A 19,042-nucleotide genomic window follows, 5' to 3' on the forward strand; every position below is an offset into this window, starting at 1 on the left:
GTGAGCGGGGCTCTGGCCATCGCCGCCCCCATGGCGGCCGTACCGGTGACTTCGCGCGCCCTGCACATGGGTCCGGGCCAAGCCCAGTGGTTCGCCGCCGGATATCAACTGTCCGCCGGTGCCTTGCACCTGGGGGCGGGCCGGCTCGCCGACCGCATCGGCCCGCGTCGCGTCCTGCTTGCCGCAGTGACCGTCTTCGGCGCCGGGAGCTTACTGGCCGCCACCGCGGTCAGCGCCTCCTGCCTGATCTTCGCCCGCCTGTTGCAAGGATCGGGCGGATCGGCTCTCTCCCCCGTCAGCCTCGCCCTCCTGCTGAACCTGCGCCGCGATTCGGGGAACGAGGCACGCGCTGTCGCCGGATGGGTCTCCACAGCCGCCTTCGCCTCCTGCCTAGGGCCTCTTCTGGGCGGCTGCCTCGCGAGCACGCTCGGTTGGCGCGGCATTTTCGGTGCTCTCGCTGTTCTTGCCGCTGTCACGGTCTGCTGCTCTCTTGGTCTGCCGGCCGACGTCCGGCGGACCCGGTGCGATCCTCATCCGTCGCCCGGCCCAGGACTTCTGCGCCGGGCTCCCGCACGCCGCGCACTGTGTGGCCTGCTCATACTGTTCACCGCGAACTCCGCTTTCCATTTCCTCAGCTACTGCTATCTCTCCCACACGCACTCGCTCACCCCCTTCCAGGCCGCGCTGGCCGCTTCGCCCGCCACGCTTCCTGCCGTTCTCACCGGCCGGCCGGCCGCCGCACGCGCGGCACTGGGCCAGGGGCCGACTCTGATACGGGCCGGTCTGCTGTGCATCGCGGCCGGTCTGCTCGTAGCCGCCACCGGTTACCGCCACCCCACTCCGCTCTGGCTGCTGAGCTGTGCGTGCTCACTGGTGGGCTGCGGCCTGGGCCTGGCCAACGGAGCAGCCATGACCACGGTTGTCCTGCACAGCACCGAACACCACACTTCCCGGGCGACCGCGATGGCCACCACCTTCGCCATGCTGGGAGGCGCCTTGGGGCCCGTGCTCGCGGGAACCGCACTTTCCGCCACGAGAGGTCTGTCGTTCGCCCACGGGCCACCGCAGATGCCCGGTGTTCACACGGCACTGTCACTCATCGCGCTCGTCACCGCAATGGCGGCCTTCGCCCGCTGGTGAGAACCAGCGACAAGCTCGCCTCGCCGTTCCCCGACGTCACAGCAGCTGTCACCGGCAGCCGGCCTTCGGCCACGGGGCCGAGTCGGACGCTGACCGGCTCCCGGACCGCCCAGCCCCGCCCGTCCGCTTCTCCCTGGCCGAGCCCCGCTTCTTTAACCGTCACTCATGCGTTTCTTAAGCCCGCCATAAATAGTCGGGCCGGGCTCACGATTCGGCGATTGGCCCGATTCGTTCTCGCTAGCGTACTGCCGCGTCACCCCCCAACAGATGACAGGCAGGTACGCGATGGGTTCCTTCCCACCCCCGTCGACGAGTGAGCCGCAAGGCAAAGTTGATCGGTATCGGTATCGGCATCGCCGTGACGCTTGCGACGGGCGCCGCGTTCACGCTCACCGGCACGGCGAGCGTCGCGCCGGCCGGCGCGACCTCTTCCCTGACCAGTGCCTGGACCGGCGGTTACACCGGGCAGTTCGTGGCCACCAACGACTCGGCCAAGGAGCTGCCGGGCTGGACGTGCCGGACGTGCCGGAGGTGCCGGACGCCCTGGGTCGTCGACAACGGCAAGTGTTCGCTGGGCAACTCCCCCGGCCCGCAGACCGCTGAGCCGGCGTCCGGCCCGACCCCCAAGCCGACGTCCGAGCCGTCGCAGCCGCAGCCGGCCGCGACCTCGCCGGCTCCGAGCGGCAGGAGCGCCGCCTTCTCCCCGTACGTCTGCACCGTCCTCCACCCTCGTACGACCTGCTGGACACCGCCGAGAAGGCGCGCCTGAGGAACGTCGATCCGGCATTCATCACCTCCGGAGTCGGTCGCACCCCAAGTGGGGCAAGAGTGACCGGCCCAGGCTCCAGCCCAGTGGCCCAGCAGATGCAGAACTTCGCTTCCGCCGCCTGCCGCTCGAGCCTGCAGCAGGAGTTCGCGTTCCCCAAGGCAATCGCAGCCCTCGCAACCCTCCAGGGCTGACGCGCTTCACAGCGCGACGAGCAGCTCGTCGCCGAGCGCGGTAGAGCTGCCGTCGTGTCGCCTGCCAGGGCCGACTCGGCCTGCCCCGGCATACCCACCACGAAGGAGAACCCCCCATGCGTACCCGCCGCACCACCGCACGAATCGCCGCCAGGCTCTGCGTACTCGGGCTCGTGCCACTGGCGCTCACCGCACCGGCCGCCGGTACGGCCGTGGCGCACGGCTCTCTGACGGACCCGGTCAGCCGGGTGTCCGCCTGCTTCGCCGAAGGGCCGGAGAGCCCGGACTCGGCTGCGTGCAAGGCGATGGTCGCCGTCGGCGGCACCCAGCCGCTCTACGACTGGAACGAGGTCAACATCGGCGACGCCGCCGGACGCCACCGCCAGATCATCCCGGACGGCAAGCTGTGCAGCGCCGGACGCGACAAGTACAAGGGACTGGACCTGCCGCGCGCCGACTGGCCGGCGACGAAACTGGCTTCGGGCAGGCACACTCTCCGGTACCGGGCGACCGCTCCGCACCGCGGCACGTTCGAGCTGTACATCACGAAGGACGGTTACGACCCGAGGAAGCCGCTGAAATGGGCGGACCTGGAAGCGAAACCGTTCGCCAAGGTCACCAACCCCACGCTGAAGGAGGGGAGCTACGTCTTCGACGGCACTGTCCCGAAGAGGTCCGGCCGTCACCTGATCTACAGCGTCTGGCAGCGCTCGGACAGCCCTGAGGCCTTCTACACCTGCTCCGACGTGGACTTCGGCGGGAAGACGCCGGCCGCCCAGGCGCTGGCACCTGCCGCGTCCGCTCCCAGCGACGAGCAGATCGCCGAGGAGGCCGGCAAGTCGACGGTCGACCACGGCGGACACGGCGGTGACGGACCCGGAGAAGGCGGATCCGGCGAGGCAGGACACGGCAAGAGCGCGCCCGCCGAGGGCGGACAGGGCGAGGACGGGCACCTCAAGGATGGGCACGAGCCCCACTCCGCGGCGAAGGCCGCCAACGCCCCGGCCGCCCAGGGCGGGCGCCTCGCCGAGACCGGCGGCGACAGCAGTACGGCGATGCTGACCGTCGGGGGCGCCGGGGTCCTGGCAGCCGGTTCCGCCATCCTGTTCCTGGCGATGCGACGGCGCTCCGCCCGGAACCGCGCCTGAGACAGACCGGCGGCCGGCCCTGTGCCGAACCGACGTCCGTCGGACGGAGGGCGAGACCGGTACCCGGCCGCCGAACGGTCCTTCACCGCGCCGGGCGGGGCAGTGGAACACGAACGTCACGCCGGCCGGATGCTGCTCGCCGGCCGCCTGCGCCAAGGCCCGCGCCTCGCCCATGCATGACGCGGTCGGCGCGGAGGCGGCCCGGAACTGCGCTGGCGGAGTGGACAGCAGGCGGGCGATGCGGGGCAGCTTCTGTCCGGCGTCCGGCACCACCGGGGCCTCGGGGCCGCCCTGCGGCCACTGGCCGACGGTGAGAAGCCGCTCGACGGCCGCGCGGATCCGGGTGGTGGAGACGGTGGTGACATCGGTACCGGGCTCCAGCCGGGTCGCGTCCAGCACAGCACCGTGACCGGCGGTGCGGATGGCCCGCGTCGCTGCGGCCACAAGGTTGGCGGCCACGGAGTCAGTGCGGCCGCCGGCCCGCACTCCGTGGCCTGGGGCACCACTGCGGACGTCACCGAGGGTCTCAACCTCCCTGCTCGCCGACGGCCGTACGCTCAGCGCCACCCGCGGTAGCAGCGGTGACACCGGCATCGACCTGCGGCTGCGCCGGCTGCGCGACCGGCATCTCGCGACGTTCCGCAGGAACTCGGCCGCTTCGCCCGGCAGGTGTCCGGATACAGCCTCCACGCCCTGCTCCCGGAGAAGGCTCGATACCGCCCGTTCCGTCGTGGTCAGCGAGGGAACCTGCGCGGTGCTGCCCGTTTGCCCCACGGTGCCGGGCACGGGCACCGGCGGCGACGTCGTCCGCGCGCCCGTGGCTGCCGCGAGGGGGTCCCCCGGCCGGGTCTGCGCGGCTTGGCGGCCGGGGGTCCCCGGCGGCGTTCCGGGTGCGTTCCCGGCGTACGGGGCCGACGATGGGGCCATGGGGCAGTCACGGCGGGTACGGGTGCGAAGGGTCTACGACCCGGTCGAGGAGGCGGACGGCAGCCGGGTGCTGGTCGACCGGGTCTGGCCGCGGGGCCTGCGCAAGGACGCGGCCGCCCTCGACGAGTGGTGCAAGGACGTCGCGCCCTCCACCGAGCTGCGGAAGTGGTACGGGCACGATCCGGCCCTGTTCGAGGAGTTCGGCCGCCGCTACCGCGCCGAACTGCGCGACGCGACGCATGCGCAGGCCCTGCGGCACCTGCACGAGGTGGCCCGGCACGGGCCCCTCACCCTGCTGACCGCCACCAGGGACTGCGAGATCAGCGCGGCGGCCGTGCTGCGGGCGGAGCTGACACAGGGGTGACGGCTGGCGCGGCGGCGGCCTGCCCCGAGCTCAGGCCGGTGGAGGAGCCGGAAGCCTGCAACGGTGATGCTGTCCGCCCCCGGCGATGCCCATGGCTTCAACTTGAGCCGTCAGCCCGCGTCCAGTGCGGTTCGGCGACCTGGCGACCTGGCGCCCCGGCAACGAACAGGCACTGCACGGGCGTTGACGGTCTGAGTATGATGAAAACGCAGAACGTTACCTGGTCCGGTGACCAGGTGCACCCTAGCCGGGGGAGAAAGGTGCGTGCCCGATGAGCATCGGGCTTCTGTCTGCGTTCAGTGTCGCCCTGTATCCGGGGACGGTCTCAGTTCTCGCGCTTACCGCGACGTTCTCAAGGCGAAGGGCACTGAGGCGGGAAGCGCGAACCACCCTGGCTGTCCTTTTACCTGTCCGACGGCCGGAGCCGGTACACGGCCCGTCGAACGACACAGGACGGTAGAACGACATGCTCCGCCCACCCACCAGTGGGCGGAGCCTGACCTGCCGAAGCTGATGAGCTTCGCGGTCATGCTGCCGGGTCGGCAGCAATCCAGCGGCGACGGGGACGGGCTCAGGGCTGCAGTAGCTGCCTGCGAAGTGCCGCCACCAGGTCATCGTCGACACCGAGCCGCTCGGCGGCGTAGCCGTGCACCGACCCGTACCGCGTGATCACGTCGGCCAGGAAGAGCCGCATGATCCCAGCGGGGGCGCGGCCGTAGGCGGGCCACTTGAGGGTCAGGTCGGGGTGATCGGCGTGCCACTCGGCGACCAGGCGCTCCGTGGCCAGCCCGGTCAGAGTGAAATCGGCGACGATGTCGTCCTGGTGCACCCCGATCAGGGCGAGGACGAGCATGGCCAGCAGGCCGGTGCGGTCCTTGCCGGAGTGACAGTGGAAGACCAGGGGAGCGGTGTCCTCGGCGATGATCTCCAGCGCGCGCCGGAGCTCCTTGACGCCGTCGTGGGCGACCTCGCTGTACTTGTCGGCCAGGAAACGCGCGGGCTCGACGTCCGGGTCCAGGCCCGCCTGGTCGTACGGCCGGTGCTCGGTGCTCAGATTGTGGTAGGCCAGCCCCTGGTGGTGCGGGACACGTCCGCTGCGTTCGATCTCCCAGGGATACCGAAGGTCGATCACGGTGCGGATGCCCAGGGCGAGGAAGCGGTCCCGGTCCTGGCCCTGCAGCTTGCCCAGCGAGTCGGAGCGGAACAGCCGGCCCCAGCGCACGGTGCGGCCGTCAGCGGTCCGATAGCCGCCCAGATCACGGAAGTTGTGCAGACGTTCGAACGCGATGTGTCTCCTCATGCGGGTCACCTTATGTAAGCCGTACCAGCCTCGGCAGGGGAGCCCGGGCAGCCGTCCGTGCAGGGCCGGCGGGCGTGGCAGGAGAGGCGGCCGGATTCGCGGCAAGCCAAGGCGGCGACCGTTCATCACCTTGGCAGGCGCCTCGCGATCGCCCCACCCTCCGGCCCCCGCCCCCACCCACCACCACGACACCCGCATCACACCGTGGCCGGGACGTAGGGGGTGCCGTCGGCCGAGGTGACCACGATGGTGGTGGTCCGGCCGCCGGGCTCGATCCGGACGACGGGAATGGCCTTGTCCTGCGGGCCGCCGTCGCCGCCGATGGTGATCCAGCCGCTCGCGCCCGGCAGCCCCTTTCCCTCGCGCAGCACGGACAGCGTCCGGTAGACGTCGGTGGCGGTGGGGTCGGACACCGCCGGGGTGTTCCCGATGGCCCGAGTGGCGGTCAGCAGGGCGTCGTACATCATGATCGCCCGACCGTCCTCCAGGTCACTGTCCGGGAAGGCTGCGGCGAAAGTGCCGTTGCGGAACGGGGCGACGGCCTCCGGGGCGAACGCCTCGGGGGCCGCCTCCCAGGCACCCGGGTGGGCCAGCCCGGTGTAGACGAGGTCGATCCGGCCCGTGCGCAGCATCACGGCCAGCTCCTTGGGACCGAAGCCGTCGGTGCGCGTGACCTGCGTGGTGTCATCTCCCGAGAGCACAGTCAGCGGGCGGTCCCGGCACGGGCGGTCGGCGAGCGCGGTCAGGAAGGCGGGCAGTGAGGTGCCACGGCCCGCGAAGTAGACGACGTCGGGCCCCGCGGCGCACAGCTCGGCGAGCTGGGCGCGGAAGGTGTCGGCCTGGCCGGGCTGCGAGGAGTCGAACAGTTTCGGCTCGCCGCCGACCAGACGGTCGGCCGGCACGCGGGCGCGGAACTGCGTGGCCAGGGTGCTGGTGTACTGGTCCCCCGCGGCGACGTCCTGCACGAGCAGGACACGGGCGGCGGCGTGTTCGCCCGTCGACAGGAACCGCACGGCCGCGGCGGCCTGGTCGGCATTGGCGGGTGCGACCCGCACCAGGCCGGGGGTGCCCGCCCAGGAGTCGGCGGTGAGCACCGAGCCGAACGCGGGCAGGCCGCCGGCCGTCAACTCGCCGATCATGTCCTGGCTGGAGGCCGTGCTGCCGCCCAGGCCGACTGCGGCCACGATCCGTTCGGCGCGCTGGCGGCCGAGCACCTGTCCGACCGTGTACTGCCGCTGCTCGGCGGTGCCGCCGGTCTGGGCGAACAGCAGCCTGATGTGTGCTTTGGCCTTGGAGGCCGGGTCGCGGTTGGCCCGGTGCTGGGCGAGATACGCGCCCTCCAGGTCGTGCCGGACGCTCTCCATCATGCTGGTGCCGTCGTACTCGGCGGTGATCGGCGTCAAGTACACGATGGACGCGAACGGCCGCCCGCCCTGCTCGGCGGCTGCCTTGACGACACGCCGGTTCTCCGCGTAGATCCGCTCCAGCACCGGCACCAGGTTGCTGCCCGGGGTGCCGTGGGTCCTGGACGAACGCGAGGAGCCTGCGGAGCCCGGCGGCGATGAGGTGCCGGCCAGCAGGCCGACGCAGGTGCGCGTTCGGCCCTTTCCGATGCTCCGCAGGCCGTCGGCGCAGCCGGTGTCCCCCTGCGACACGGCAGACCGCGGCGCGTCGCCCTGGGCCACCAGGGCTGCGAGCAGGGCCAGCCCGGCAGCCAGCGCCGTACCGCGCCGCCCGCCGCGCGCCCGGCGCGGCGGGCCGGGGTCGCACGCGCCCTCCCCGGCCCGGGCGGCCAGGCGCAGCACCTCGTCCAGGCAGGGCCGCCGGCCGGGGTCCTTGGCCAGGCAGCGGGTGATCAGCCCACGCAATGGGCCGGGCACGCCGGTCAGGTCGGGCTCCTTGTGGACCACGGCGAAGGCGGCCGCGATCGGCTCCGCGCCCGCCGCCCCGGGATCCTGGAAGGGGCTGCGGCCGATGGCCGCGAAGGCCAGCACGGAACCCAGCGCGAACACGTCCGTCGCCGGGGAGATGCCATGCGGCCCGTTCATCTGCTCGGGCGCCATGAACGCCGGGGTGCCGATCATGCTGCCGCTGCGCGTCAGTGCCCGGCTCTCCGCCACGGCCTTGGCGATGCCGAAGTCGATCACCCGGGCGCCGTCGTCGGCCAGCAGGACGTTGCCCGGCTTCAGGTCCCGGTGCACGATCCCCTGCCGGTGAATGTCGCGCAGGGCCTCCGCCAGCTGGCCGGCCAGCCGGGCGATGTCCGCCACGGGAAGCGGGCCGCCGGTCCGCACCCGCGCGGCCAGCGACTCGCCGGGTACGTACTGGGTGGCCAGCCAGGGCGGATCGCCGTCCGGCGCCGCGTCCACCACGGACGCCGTGAACGCGCCGCTGACCTTCCGGGCCGCCGCCACCTCGCGCCGGAACCGGGCCCGGAAGTGCGGGTCGTCGGCGTACTCGGGGCGGATCACCTTCAGCGCCACCTGGCGCCCCGCAGGGCTGCACGCCAGGTACACCACCCCCATCCCGCCGGCCCCCAGCCGCCGTTCCAGGGTGAACTCCCCGATCTGCCGCACCGGGACAACATACCCAAGCCGCCGCCCCGCCGGTCCGTGCTCACAGCCGTTGGGCCGCCCGTGACCAGGTGACGGCTGGCTCTCTCACCCATGACCTATGACCCACGACTCACGACCCACGACCCACGCTTGATCGTGGGGCAGCTGTGTTGTGGCGTCCGACGTGGCATGCCGTCGATGCCGAGGGGGTCCACACCACTAATCCGGCGCCGGGCGGATCTTCAAGACATGCTCGTCGCAGTGCAGGATCTCCCACCTGCGGTCCGGACGTTCAGCAGCGGGAAACGACACGGTCAGAAGGCGGCCTTCCGCGAGCTGCCAATGACCGGGCACCGTATCGGGGGCGTCGCCGCGTCCGATGGGGTGGTCGATGAACGTGCCGTCCCGGGCGAACTCCAGTCCGCGGCGTCCCCGGGCGGGCGGGAACGGGTAGTCGGCGGGCCGGTACACCGCCGCGCCGTCGGCATCTTCCTCAAAGGAGTGCACCCAGCTCTGGAAGAGGCTGGAGGAAGGTTCACCCATGATCCGGCACCATTTCCGTTATCACCCGCAACCAACCAGACTTGCCCGGTAACTTGAGGTAAGCCTACCCTTAAAGTGTATGGGTTTTCGGGCCGAGCGCATCGCACGTTCGAAGGGTGCGTTTCCCCTCTCAAGCTGTGCGTTTTCTCTCTCACGGCTTTCCCTCCTCACAGTCCGAGCTGCTGAGCCGCGCGAGCGGCATTCCGCCGACATTTCGAAGGAGGCGCAGCATGCCTGGTATGCAACCCGGCCTTCGCACCACCTCCCCTTCCGACTACAGCCGCTGGTGCGGCGCGATGGAGGTCCACCGCAGGCTCCTGGACGAGAACCCCGAATACTCGGAGAATCGCACGCTGATCGAGAACCATGCGTTCGCCTACGAACAAAGGCGTGAGGCGGTGGCCAGGCAGGGGGTGACCGATGTCCCCGTCGTCGTGCACGTCGTGCACAACGCCCCCGCGCAGAACATCAGCGACGACCAGATAGCCAGTCAGATCGACGTCCTCAACCGGGATTTCCGGAAGAAGAACCCGGACGTCAGCCGAGTACCCGCGGTATGGCAGTCGCTGGCAGCTGATGCCCGCGTCGAGTTCCATCTCGCCCAAACAGACGCGCTCGGGAGTCCCACGAGCGGTATCACCCGCACGCCGACATCGATCCCGAGCTTCAGCACTGATGACACGGTCAAATTCACTTCGGACGGCGGCCATGACGCCTGGCCGTCGAACAGCTACCTCAACCTCTGGGTCTGTCAGCTGCGCGGCGGTCTCCTGGGTTATGCGCAGTTTCCGGGAGGTGCCGCGGCCACGGACGGTGTGGTCATCGCCTACACCGCGTTCGGCACCAACGGTACGGCTACCGCGCCCTTCAACGGCGGCCGCACGGCCACGCACGAAATCGGTCACTGGCTAAACCTTCGGCATATCTGGGGCGACGACGACCAGGGCTGCTCGGGGAGCGATTTCGTCGCCGATACTCCCAACCAGGGCGGCCCCAATACCGGGTCCCCCCGATTCCCCCGCGTGACATGTCTCAACGGTCCGGACGGCGACATGTTCATGAACTACATGGACTACACCGACGACGCGGCCATGTTCATGTTCACCGAAGGCCAGGTCGCCCGTATGGACGCCGTGCTCGACAACGCGCGCCTGCCGTTCACACGCCAGCTGGCGTCCGTCTGAGGGAGGAGCGGGAGCCGGCTCTCTGACACTCGGCGTTCGGCGATCGGCGATCGGCCATCGGCCATCGGCGTGCCGTCGCCGTGGGCCGGGGCGCGTCGCCGTGGGCCGGGGCGCGTCGCCGTGGGCCGGGGCGCGACCGGCGTGAAGCGGTCCCGGCCGGTGTGGCGGGACGCGCTCGTACACCGTCTGCACGCCCACGGCGTACGGGCCCCCGATCGTCCATCTGCCCTACCGTTGGCCCACTTTGCCGCATCGGCGGCCAGGGCACCGTCCCCGTTTCGTTTCCTGGTCGAACCCGCGTACAGCCACGTGAAGTCGTGGTTCGACGAACTGCCGGGCATCGTCAAGGTCAAACCGGGGGCACCCTTGCGGCTCCGGGCCGGGGATCCGCTCTCCGCGAACCACATTGGTGCTCGGTGCGTATGGTGCTTGAGTGCCGGGATGGAAATCCTCGTTCTGGGCGGCACAGCGTGGGTAGGTCGGGAACTGTCGAGGCAGGCGATCGAGCGTGGCCATCGGGTGACGTGCCTCGCTCGCGGCGAGAGCGGAGAAGTGGCGGACGGAGCGGTGCTGGTGCCTGCCGACCGGCGCGATCCTTCGGCATACGAACCGCTGCTCGACCGCGTATGGGATGCGGTCATCGAGGTGTCCTGGCAGCCCGGCTTCGTTCGTGAGGCCCTCGACGCGCTGGGTGACAGGGCGAAGCACTGGGCCTACATCTCCTCGGTCAGCGCCTATGCCTCACACGCCGCGCTGGACGCGGACGAGTCCGCTGCGCTCCTTCCTCCGGCCGATCGCAGCGAGGTCGACCGTGAGTTGTACGGCGAGGCGAAGGTTGCCTGCGAGCAGGCGTCGACGGACGCCGTGGGCGACCGGCTCGTCATCGTGCGCGCCGGTCTCATCGGCGGCCCCGGAGATCACAGCGGCCGCTCCGGCTACTGGGTGGCTCGTGCCGCAAGGGATCCGCAGGGGCGGATGCTGGTGCCGAATTCGCCGGCCTTGCCGACACAGGTGGTAGACGTCAGGGACCTCACCACCTGGCTGCTCGACGCCGCGGAGGCGGGGACCACCGGCACGTACAACGCGGTCGGCCCGGTTGTTCCCTTCGAAGACTGGATCGAGCTGTCCCGCGCCGTCGGCGGGCACACCGGGCCGGTGGCCACCGTCGACTCTGCATGGCTGCTCGCGAACGGCGTGGCCGAGTACATGGGGCCCGAGTCGCTGCCGATGTGGCTGGTCGAGCCGGGCTGGCAAGGGTGGTCGGCCCGGAACGGCTCCGCGGCGCGTGCCGCGGGGCTGCGGCACCGCCCCCGGGCGGAACTGCTGGCCGACACCCTGCTCTGGGAACGCGCGCAGGGCTTGGACCGGACAAGGCGTGCCGGCCTCAGTGCCCAGCGCGAGCGCGAACTGCTCGATGCTCTCGGCTGATGCGCTCGGCTGATGCGCTCGGCTGATGCCGGCGGCGTTCAGGGATGACCTGCGGCGGCGCGTAGGCAAATTGGCCAATTATGAGGCGAGTTGCGGCTGGTTGAGGATCGACTGCAGGGCGACACCGCTGTCATCATGGGCCACTTGCCCAACTCAGGGCACTCAAGGCACTCTCGCACCCGACAGATGGGAACCTTGCATGATCAAGAGATTAAGGGCCCTCACCTTGGCCCTGACGCTCGCCGGAGTGTTGGGCGTGGGTACCGCACAGGCTGCCGCTGCCCAGCTGACCCCGGCCGATCCGGGGAAGCGCGTCCACAACGGTATGCAGATCATCTTCAGCCCGGACACGCCCAACGCCTTCTGCACGCTCGGGGCGGTGGGCACGGACGATCACCAGCGCAAAATAGCCATTTCGGCGGGCCACTGCCTTCGCTCCCCGGAGTACGCGGACCGCGACATCCACGAGAACATCGCCCCCATCTACGACCGGAAGGACGTTGCGTTCGGCCCGATTGGCCACGTGCGGTACTTCAAGGACCCCGAGGGTTCACAGACGGGCCACCTGACCAAGGATTACATGGTCATCGAGCTGGTCCCGCAGGTGACGCTCTCCGCGCAGGGGCCCTACCTGAAGCAGACCGGCGAGCTGAAGGTCCCCGGTGGCCGGGTCAGCCCGAACGCCCTGAACCCCGCGCTCGACAACGAGCGGCTGCTCGCCACCGGCAAGAACGAGATCATCACGTCGGGCCAGACGGGCGTGTGGTACGGAACCGTCATGAGTAACTCCAACGGCGTCTACCGGGCGCCGGCCCCAAACAAGGCGGGTGACTCGGGAGGGCCGGTGATTTGGCACGTACCGGGCAGCGAACTCCCGTCCACGGGCAACGGCTTCCAGGCCTCGGGCCCCTGGGCCGGCATTACCAAGGCGGTGACCCTGGAGTTGCCGCCCTTCGCGTACACCAGCTCGGCGAACATCCTCGCCGATCTGCGGGCTCGCGAGGCAGCCGAACCCGCCCACGACGTCTACGGCGCGGGCTTCGAGGTGACCACCAACCCGTAGGCCGTAATGACTGACCCGCCGGCCCCGGCAAGGCCGCGCAAGGCCTCCGGCCGAGAACTCTCGCGGCAGCCCGAAACGGTACTGAACTCCCTCTCAGCCGTCGCGCCCCTGCCGCCGGCGGGCAGCGGTGTGCGGGGGCAGTGGTGAAGGTCGGGGCGGCCCGGGCCGGCAGCATGTGCAGGGCGTCGTGGCAGGGGGAAGTGGGATGCGGCGGCGTAGGTGATCAGGGCCTGGCCCGATCGTCCACGGCCCGCAGGGTCTCGTAAGTGAGCTCCAGGTCGCCGACGACCGGGTAGCGGAACCGTTTGATGCCGGAGGTCTTGTTCTGGACAGGGTGCTCGGCCCACCACCGGCGGAAGTCCTCGCTCTGCCTGGGGCGGCCCAGCTGCCTGGGGCGGCCCAGGGCGGGCGCCGGTACCGACCGGCCGTCGTGATGACCGCTTGGCGCCTGGTCCGGATGCATCCGAGGCGTTCCGGGCGCAGGCTGGATATGTGTCCGGACTTCCGCGGATCGTGGTACACCCGCCGGCGCCGTCGGGCGGCCGTAGGGTGAGCATCGGTGCGGAGGTACTGGGCGTGGCGTACGGGGTGGTCGATCTGCTGGAGTTTCTCGTGCGGGCCGGGATCAGTGGTGATGATGTGCGGCTCGACGATCCGGACGTGATCGACTGGCGTGGAGGCGGGCCCGGCATCTGGTCGTGAGCGCTTGTCCCGGGTGCGGGTGCGAGGGAGGCCGAGCCGGTGAGGGTGCGTGGTGCTGCTCCAGCGGGTCGTGTGCTTCGCGGGGGACGGTGGGCAGAACGTGGCGACCTCCATGGCGACCTCCATGGCGGCCTGCCGGTGTCGGCGTGCGAGTTCGGGATCTTCGCCTGGAGCCGCGGGCCCTGAGCGGGCCCTGACAATCGCCGCAGAACGACTCGACATTGTGCATGCGCCGCATCCGGCTGCGCTCAGGCGTGTACGAATGAACGTGCGCATGTGCTCATGTGCTCAGAAGAGAGCAACATCCCGCAGCCGACGGCGAAGAGGCCGCGGGGCAAAGTTTCAACCAGTCGGCCGTCCACCGGACGACGGCCTTCGGAAAGGTACGGCGGATGCTGGTTCTCGGGCGCTCGCAGGTCGAAGCCCTGCTCGACCTGGACGCGCTGATCGATGCCCTGGCCACGGCTATGGCCGATCTCAGCGCGGGCCGCGCCTCGGCCCCCGACCGCGTCGCCGCACTGGTGCCCGAACGGGAGGGGCTCCTGGCGGCCATGCCCGGCTATGTGCCGTCGGCCGCCGTACTGATGAGCAAACTGGTGTCCCTCTTCCCGCACAACGCAGGGACACCGCTGCCGACCCACCAAGCGCTCATCGTGGTGTTCGACCCGGTCACCGGCGAGCCCGCGGCGTTACTGGACGGTACGGCCATCACCGCGGCGCGGACCGCCGCCTGCTCCGCATTGTCCGTGCGGCTGCTGGCGCGCGAGGACGCCACGGTGCTGGCGGTCCTGGGCACGGGTGTACAGGCCCGGTCCCACGCCCGCGCGATCTGCCGGGTCCGTCCGATCCGGCAGATCCGGGTGGCCGGCCGGGATCCGGCCAAAGCGGCCGCCCTGGCCGAAGAGCTGTCGTCCGTTCTGGAGCCCGACGTCCGTGCGGTGCCCACCTACGCCGAGGCGCTCGACGGCTCGGACATCGCCGCCGCGACCACCCACTCCCCCGAACCTGTGATCCGGCACCCCTGGCTGGCATCCGGGGTGCACATCACTTCGGTGGGGTACAACCCGGCAGGCCGCGAGATCGACGACGCCACGATCACCCGGGCCCTGGTGTGCGTCGAATCCCGCCAGGCCGCGCTGGCCCCTTTTCCCGCCGGCAGCAACGACCTGCTGAGCCCGATCCGCGACGGCCTCATCACGGCCGAGCACGTGCACGCCGAGCTGGGCGAAATCATCTCCGGCACGAAACCGGGCCGCACCTCGCCCGACCAGATCACCCTGTACAAGTCGGTGGGTGTGGCAGTGCAGGACGCAGTAGCTGCGGCCCTGGTCGTCACCGCTGCCCGCGAGCGGACAATCGGCGAGGAGATCACGTTGCGGTGATGCCGGAGGCGCCGTTCGGCTGAGGAAGCGCAGCTGCGGAAGAGCAAAGTACTGCTGGATGCCCTTCCCCTGGACCGCCCACGCACGCCTGGCGCCGGGGGCGGTGAACGTGATGCCGCGGACGAGGGGTTCCAGACCCCGGCTGTCGTGCAGGTCCGGTGACCGCGGCGAGTATCGCGCGGTCGTCCGCTCGCTCGCGGCCGCCGCCTACGGTCGCGTCGTGGCTGGCGGCCTCCCAGCCCGGAACAACGGTCATAGCCTCTCCGGCGCCAGTTCCTCAGCAAGGGCTATCGAGTGCTACGCCCTTCACCGGTACCGGGCCCATCTGTTCGTCGGGGGACTGCCGTGGTGTCCCGAAACGTGCCAGGTAGTGCCACACCCTTTTGACCGCCTGCGGGTCGTAACGGTTGGTGCGTGCGGCTTCTCCGAGGATGCGAGGATCGAGCCGGCCCTCGACAGCGATCTGCGTGCCCAAGTCGACGTGCTCCTGGCCGCGGTAGCCGGGGTGACGGCGCAGCTCGTCGACCGTGAGCCGGAAGCCGGGGTGCCATTCCACAGGACAGGGAAGACGCAGGGCAGCGTCCTCGACGACCGTTCCCTGAAAGCAGGGATCCAAGACCAGTGCCTCCACATCGCGGTCCAAGCGGACCGGCCCGTGCACCTGTGCCTCGATATAGTCGTCGAGGGCGTCCTGCCCATCGGCCTGGGCGAGTTTGATGAGCCCCATGCGGGCTGCGACACCGAAGTCTGATGGTTCCAGAAAGCTGTCCGGGTAGCAGAACGTGGTCCGCGCCTGCGTCCGGGCGGTCAGCCGGAAGTGGGCGGAGCCGAACCGCGGTGCTGCGCCGACCGATTTGTGGCGGAAGTTCAGTGCTCCGTAGACGGGCCGCTCATGAGCGGGCGCGTCGTAGGCCCGGTTGAAGATCCGGCTCTCCCAGCGCCACCGGTCTCCGCCGGGGTGGGCGGTCAGGCCGCCGTTGCTTGTCCCCGTGACGAACTGCGAGCGGTAGACGCCGTCGTCGGCCAGGGCGTCCAGGATCGGCTTGCCGTGCACCGGACGATCCGGGTGGAAATTGAGGGTCACCCGCAATACCGGATCCATCGGGGGACCGGACGACAGCTCCGCGATATGGCGAAGGGCCCGCATCTGCGGCGTCTGGAGGGCTTCGGAACTCATCCACGCAGTCTCCCCCACGCCGATCAACCGGCGCACACGGATTGCTCCCGCCTCCGGCATGTCGCGGACAGCATCCGCCTCTGCCCGCCAATCGAGATGACCTCAAATCTCCCGCGCCAAAGGGTGTTCACACCCCGTGCCGGGTTTTGTCTCATCAAGATTTCATCCGCTGTGGCTAGCGTTGCGCAGGAGTCAGCAGTTTCGTCTTCGCCTCGCGACCTGCCCGTCCCTCCAGCCGGAGGAGCGCGTGCCGAGACCGCTCGATGCCCTGCAATCAATTTGTGCCACTTCCCGACCAGGAGGTCATGTTGAGCGAGCACCGCCTCACGCGCCGAAGTGTCTTGAAGTCCGTCGGCGGAATCTCCGCGGCGATGGCTCTTGGCGGCGGCGGCATTCTTGCGGCAGCGTCGGCGGCCAGTGCAGCCGACGACGGCTTCGGGCTGCGCATCAAGGACCGCAACGAGAGCGACCCCCGCATGTGGTACTACCGGTTCGCGACCGACGCGATCGGCTGGGATCCCGGCGTCAACGTCCTGCTCCCTGACGACTACCACACCAGCGGACGCACCTACCCTGTCCTCTATCTCTTCCACGGAGGAAACGAGGACTTCATCACCTTTGACCGCCTGCACGCCATCCGCGACTTGACCGCTGGAAAGCCGGTCATCGTTGTGATGCCCGACGGCGGACGCGCGGGCTGGTACTCCAACCCCGTCAACTCCAACACCGGCCCCCGGAACTGGGAGACCTTCCATATCGGCCAGCTGCTCCCGTGGATCGAGGCGAATTTCCGGACGTACGCCGAGTACGACGGCCGTGCCGTCTCAGGGTTCTCGATGGGCGGCTTCGGCGCGCTGAAGTACGCGGCCAAGTACTACGGCCACTTCGCCTCGGTGAGCGCCCATTCCGGCCCGGCCAGCCTGCGCCGCGACAACAACGCAGTCGTCCATTGGGCCAACGTGTCCTCCGCGGCCGTGGAGCTGGCCGGCGGCACGATCTACGGAGTGCCGTTCTGGGACCAGGCCAGGGTCAGCGCCGACAACCCGATGGAGCGCATCGACAGCTACCGGAACAAGCGGATCTTCCTGGTCGCCGGTACCAGTCCCGACCCGACCAACCCGTTCGACTCGCTCAACGAGACCCATGTCCTGGCAGGCCAGCGGGAGTTCCGGGCCCGTCTTGACAGCGTCGGCATCCCGCACGAGTCGTACGAAGAGCCCGGCGGACACTTCGTCCGCCGCCATCTGCTCGAGCGTGACATCAACGGCGTCATCGACCGGCTCCGTAAAGCGTAGACCAGCGATGCGCAGCCGCGTGGGCACAGTCACCGCTGTCCATCGGCCTCGCGCGGAAAAGTCGGCCGGCCTCGCGCGGGAACAGGAACAGTTGACTGGTGGGGGCGCGTAACCGGTCACGCTCGACCGGCAGCGGTCAGCGTGATCGTGTTACGAGCTCCAGGCAGTTTCCATGGCGCGAGCGGCTGCGGGACCGGCGACATGATCGGAACGACGTGCCACGGTGCGGACACCGCCGCCGCGCTGGACGCCTCGCGCGATGACGGAGGTCGGCCTCCACCGCGACCGCCCCCGGGCGCCGATGACGCACGCGAACCGGGCGCGCACTCCGCGCGGCTCGAGGACCGGCCACCCGCGGCGCTTGCCCGGCGGGTCGGGCGACCGGGCGGCCTTCGGAGGCGCCTGGTCGCGCGAGCCGTCGGACAGGCTTTGGCTCCCTGCCCGGCCTGGGCAGGGGCGCGCCGTCCCTCCCGGGTGTCAGTGGGGGCTCGTACGGTGGGCTCATGATCAGCATGGTGCAGTACGCGGTGGGCGACGCCACCGCACCGGCAGGCAGCAGCGGCCCGAAGGTGATCGCGCATGTCTGCAACGACTCCGGCGGGTGGGGGCGCGGCTTCGTCACCGCCGTCTCCCGGCGCTGGCAGGCTCCCGAGGCTGCCTACCGGGCCTGGTACCGCGAACGCGGCCGCCCGGGCAACGACTTCGCCCTGGGCGCGGTTCAGCTGGTGCCCGTCGAGGACGGCATATGGGTGGCGAACATGATCGGACAGCACGGGATCGCCCGTCGTGGCCGAACCGATGCCCCGATCCGCTACGAGGCGATCACCGCCGCGCTGACGACGCTCGTCACGCACTGCACCCGCCTGGGAGCGTCCGCACACCTGCCCCGCATCGGATGCGGCCTCGCCGGCGGCACCTGGGACCGCATCGAACCGCTGCTCATCACCCACCTCGCGACGCGCGGAATCGCCACCACCGTCTACGACATTCCCTAACGGCTCTGCAGGGTGCCGGTTGCGGAAGGCCCTCTCCCACCGGCCGGCGCGCCCGGACGCCGCTGCTCCCTACGTGCGCCCGCGCGCCCCGGTCCCGGAGCCGGGTAGGGGCAACGCGCTGAACGTGCTGCCAGGCGGCCCCCTGCTCGCCTCGCATCCGGGCAGGCGTCGTGGTGCGGGCACTCTCCCCCACCGGCCAGGGCCTCCGCGTACGACGCGAGGGCCCGCCGACGACTCGGCGGGCCCTCGCGTCATGTGGCGCTAGCCGCGTCCTCGGGTGTCCTGGGCGACCACGAAGTAGATGCCGCACTCACCCCCGAACCTCCACTGTCCGCGGCCCACCCACTTGCCGTAGATCGTCTTGCCGTTGCTGCAGTCGGTGATCGAGCGCGCTTGACCGCTCTTGACGGTGCAGGACGCGCTCCAGGAGTGGACCGTCTGCTTCCAGTTGCCGCAGCTGTAGTTTCCGCCGGCGGCGGACGCGGGGGTAGTGGTGGCGGTCACCATCCCGCCGACGAGGAAAGCAGTGGCCACAGACGCCGTTACGGCCTGGCGCAACGCGGTGAGCTTCAAGGAAGTCTCCCTCCTGAGTGCCCTGTCGGGCGAACGTTGATTGTCGCGAACACATCAGAGATACGTTCGCGATCATGCTAGCCAGGCCACCCAAGACCCTGCTGACCGGCCCCTATGCGCGCGCCTGAGATCTTGAACCGTCAGCCGGTCCGGTCGGACCAGCCGACCCAAAGGCCGACGGAGGCCGACGGAGATCACCTGCTCATTGCTGGCGCCCACGTCGTCGAGCGGCTCAGGCGCCGGGGGGCGGCCCAGGACACCTGGCGACTGCCGTCGAGCCGGACACCCCCGCTGCGGGGAGTGCCG

The 19,042-nt window shown here is 70.2% G+C and carries 17 protein-coding genes; 11 read left to right on the forward strand and 6 right to left on the reverse strand.

Annotated elements, in window-relative coordinates; genetic code table 11:
- The 4 genes from AB0F13_RS20675 (at position 1) to AB0F13_RS20690 (ending at position 4,539) form a co-directional block, all read left to right on the forward strand.
- Positions 1-1,140: an MFS transporter gene (locus AB0F13_RS20675; protein ID WP_362084089.1), complete on the forward strand. Its 1,140-nt coding sequence runs from the start codon at positions 1-3 to the stop codon at positions 1,138-1,140.
- 313 nt (positions 1,141-1,453) lie between these two features.
- Positions 1,454-1,909, forward strand: a complete 456-nt coding sequence (locus tag AB0F13_RS20680) for a hypothetical protein (RefSeq protein WP_362084091.1) — start codon at positions 1,454-1,456, stop codon at positions 1,907-1,909.
- 307 nt (positions 1,910-2,216) lie between these two features.
- Positions 2,217-3,248, forward strand: a complete 1,032-nt coding sequence (locus AB0F13_RS20685; RefSeq protein ID WP_362084094.1) for a lytic polysaccharide monooxygenase — start codon at positions 2,217-2,219, stop codon at positions 3,246-3,248.
- Positions 3,249-4,173: 925 nt separating this feature from the next.
- A complete protein-coding gene (locus tag AB0F13_RS20690; protein WP_362084097.1) occupies positions 4,174-4,539 on the forward strand; it encodes a DUF488 family protein in 366 nt (121 codons plus the stop codon).
- A gap of 571 nt (positions 4,540-5,110) precedes the next feature.
- On the opposite strand, the gene AB0F13_RS20695 is transcribed toward AB0F13_RS20690, so the two are convergent.
- The 3 genes from AB0F13_RS20695 to AB0F13_RS20705 form a co-directional block, all read right to left on the reverse strand.
- Positions 5,111-5,839: a tyrosine-protein phosphatase gene (locus tag AB0F13_RS20695; RefSeq protein WP_362084100.1), complete on the reverse strand. Its 729-nt coding sequence runs from the start codon at positions 5,837-5,839 to the stop codon at positions 5,111-5,113.
- Between the two features lie 197 nt (positions 5,840-6,036).
- Positions 6,037-8,415: a protein kinase gene (locus tag AB0F13_RS20700; protein ID WP_362084103.1), complete on the reverse strand. Its 2,379-nt coding sequence runs from the start codon at positions 8,413-8,415 to the stop codon at positions 6,037-6,039.
- 198 nt (positions 8,416-8,613) lie between these two features.
- Positions 8,614-8,937, reverse strand: a complete 324-nt coding sequence (locus AB0F13_RS20705) for a hypothetical protein (RefSeq protein ID WP_362084106.1) — start codon at positions 8,935-8,937, stop codon at positions 8,614-8,616.
- 230 nt (positions 8,938-9,167) lie between these two features.
- Here AB0F13_RS20705 and AB0F13_RS20710 point away from each other — a divergent pair, with 230 nt between their 5' ends.
- The 3 genes from AB0F13_RS20710 to AB0F13_RS20720 all read left to right on the forward strand — a co-directional run bounded on the left by AB0F13_RS20710 (position 9,168) and on the right by AB0F13_RS20720 (position 12,612).
- Positions 9,168-10,121, forward strand: coding sequence for a zinc metalloprotease (locus AB0F13_RS20710; RefSeq protein ID WP_362084109.1), 954 nt, complete (start codon positions 9,168-9,170; stop codon positions 10,119-10,121).
- Positions 10,122-10,562: 441 nt separating this feature from the next.
- Positions 10,563-11,549: an NAD-dependent epimerase/dehydratase family protein gene (locus AB0F13_RS20715; protein ID WP_362084425.1), complete on the forward strand. Its 987-nt coding sequence runs from the start codon at positions 10,563-10,565 to the stop codon at positions 11,547-11,549.
- A gap of 199 nt (positions 11,550-11,748) precedes the next feature.
- On the forward strand, positions 11,749-12,612 hold the full coding sequence (locus AB0F13_RS20720; RefSeq protein WP_362084112.1) for a hypothetical protein: 864 nt from the start codon (positions 11,749-11,751) through the stop codon (positions 12,610-12,612).
- Between the two features lie 223 nt (positions 12,613-12,835).
- On the opposite strand, the gene AB0F13_RS20725 is transcribed toward AB0F13_RS20720, so the two are convergent.
- Positions 12,836-13,075 (reverse strand): hypothetical protein, encoded by a 240-nt coding sequence (locus AB0F13_RS20725; RefSeq protein ID WP_362084115.1) that lies wholly within the window; start codon positions 13,073-13,075, stop codon positions 12,836-12,838.
- Positions 13,076-13,161: 86 nt separating this feature from the next.
- On the opposite strand from AB0F13_RS20725, the gene AB0F13_RS20730 reads away from it, so the two are divergent.
- A complete protein-coding gene (locus AB0F13_RS20730) occupies positions 13,162-13,314 on the forward strand; it encodes a hypothetical protein (RefSeq protein ID WP_362084118.1) in 153 nt (50 codons plus the stop codon).
- Between the two features lie 392 nt (positions 13,315-13,706).
- Positions 13,707-14,696, forward strand: coding sequence for an ornithine cyclodeaminase family protein (locus tag AB0F13_RS20735; protein WP_362084121.1), 990 nt, complete (start codon positions 13,707-13,709; stop codon positions 14,694-14,696).
- A 277-nt stretch (positions 14,697-14,973) separates the two neighbouring features.
- Here AB0F13_RS20735 and AB0F13_RS20740 read toward each other — a convergent pair whose 3' ends face one another.
- Positions 14,974-15,873 (reverse strand): DUF3626 domain-containing protein, encoded by a 900-nt coding sequence (locus AB0F13_RS20740; RefSeq protein ID WP_362084428.1) that lies wholly within the window; start codon positions 15,871-15,873, stop codon positions 14,974-14,976.
- A gap of 305 nt (positions 15,874-16,178) precedes the next feature.
- On the opposite strand from AB0F13_RS20740, the gene AB0F13_RS20745 reads away from it, so the two are divergent.
- On the forward strand, positions 16,179-17,168 hold the full coding sequence (locus tag AB0F13_RS20745; protein ID WP_362084124.1) for an esterase family protein: 990 nt from the start codon (positions 16,179-16,181) through the stop codon (positions 17,166-17,168).
- 503 nt (positions 17,169-17,671) lie between these two features.
- Positions 17,672-18,163 (forward strand): macro domain-containing protein, encoded by a 492-nt coding sequence (locus tag AB0F13_RS20750; RefSeq protein WP_362084127.1) that lies wholly within the window; start codon positions 17,672-17,674, stop codon positions 18,161-18,163.
- A 261-nt stretch (positions 18,164-18,424) separates the two neighbouring features.
- On the opposite strand, the gene AB0F13_RS20755 is transcribed toward AB0F13_RS20750, so the two are convergent.
- Positions 18,425-18,697: a hypothetical protein gene (locus AB0F13_RS20755; RefSeq protein ID WP_362084130.1), complete on the reverse strand. Its 273-nt coding sequence runs from the start codon at positions 18,695-18,697 to the stop codon at positions 18,425-18,427.
- Positions 18,698-19,042: the final 345 nt, after the last annotated feature.

The organism is Streptomyces sp. NPDC026206 (assembly GCF_040638465.1).
Lineage (GTDB): Bacteria > Actinomycetota > Actinomycetes > Streptomycetales > Streptomycetaceae > Streptomyces.

Bases quoted from the DNA above. Each gene is read 5' to 3' on its own strand.
- AB0F13_RS20720 (WP_362084112.1), top strand. From the start codon at position 11,749: ATGATCAAGAGATTAAGGGCCCTCACCTTGGCCCTGACGCTCGCCGGA.
- AB0F13_RS20715 (WP_362084425.1), top strand. From the start codon at position 10,563: ATGGAAATCCTCGTTCTGGGCGGCACAGCGTGGGTAGGTCGGGAACTG.
- AB0F13_RS20690 (WP_362084097.1), top strand. From the start codon at position 4,174: ATGGGGCAGTCACGGCGGGTACGGGTGCGAAGGGTCTACGACCCGGTC.
- AB0F13_RS20740 (WP_362084428.1), bottom strand. From the start codon at position 15,873: ATGAGTTCCGAAGCCCTCCAGACGCCGCAGATGCGGGCCCTTCGCCAT.
- AB0F13_RS20735 (WP_362084121.1), top strand. From the start codon at position 13,707: ATGCTGGTTCTCGGGCGCTCGCAGGTCGAAGCCCTGCTCGACCTGGAC.
- AB0F13_RS20705 (WP_362084106.1), bottom strand. From the start codon at position 8,937: ATGGGTGAACCTTCCTCCAGCCTCTTCCAGAGCTGGGTGCACTCCTTT.
- AB0F13_RS20695 (WP_362084100.1), bottom strand. From the start codon at position 5,839: ATGAGGAGACACATCGCGTTCGAACGTCTGCACAACTTCCGTGATCTG.
- AB0F13_RS20710 (WP_362084109.1), top strand. From the start codon at position 9,168: ATGCCTGGTATGCAACCCGGCCTTCGCACCACCTCCCCTTCCGACTAC.
- AB0F13_RS20750 (WP_362084127.1), top strand. From the start codon at position 17,672: ATGATCAGCATGGTGCAGTACGCGGTGGGCGACGCCACCGCACCGGCA.
- AB0F13_RS20685 (WP_362084094.1), top strand. From the start codon at position 2,217: ATGCGTACCCGCCGCACCACCGCACGAATCGCCGCCAGGCTCTGCGTA.
- AB0F13_RS20745 (WP_362084124.1), top strand. From the start codon at position 16,179: ATGTTGAGCGAGCACCGCCTCACGCGCCGAAGTGTCTTGAAGTCCGTC.
- AB0F13_RS20725 (WP_362084115.1), bottom strand. From the start codon at position 13,075: ATGCATCCGGACCAGGCGCCAAGCGGTCATCACGACGGCCGGTCGGTA.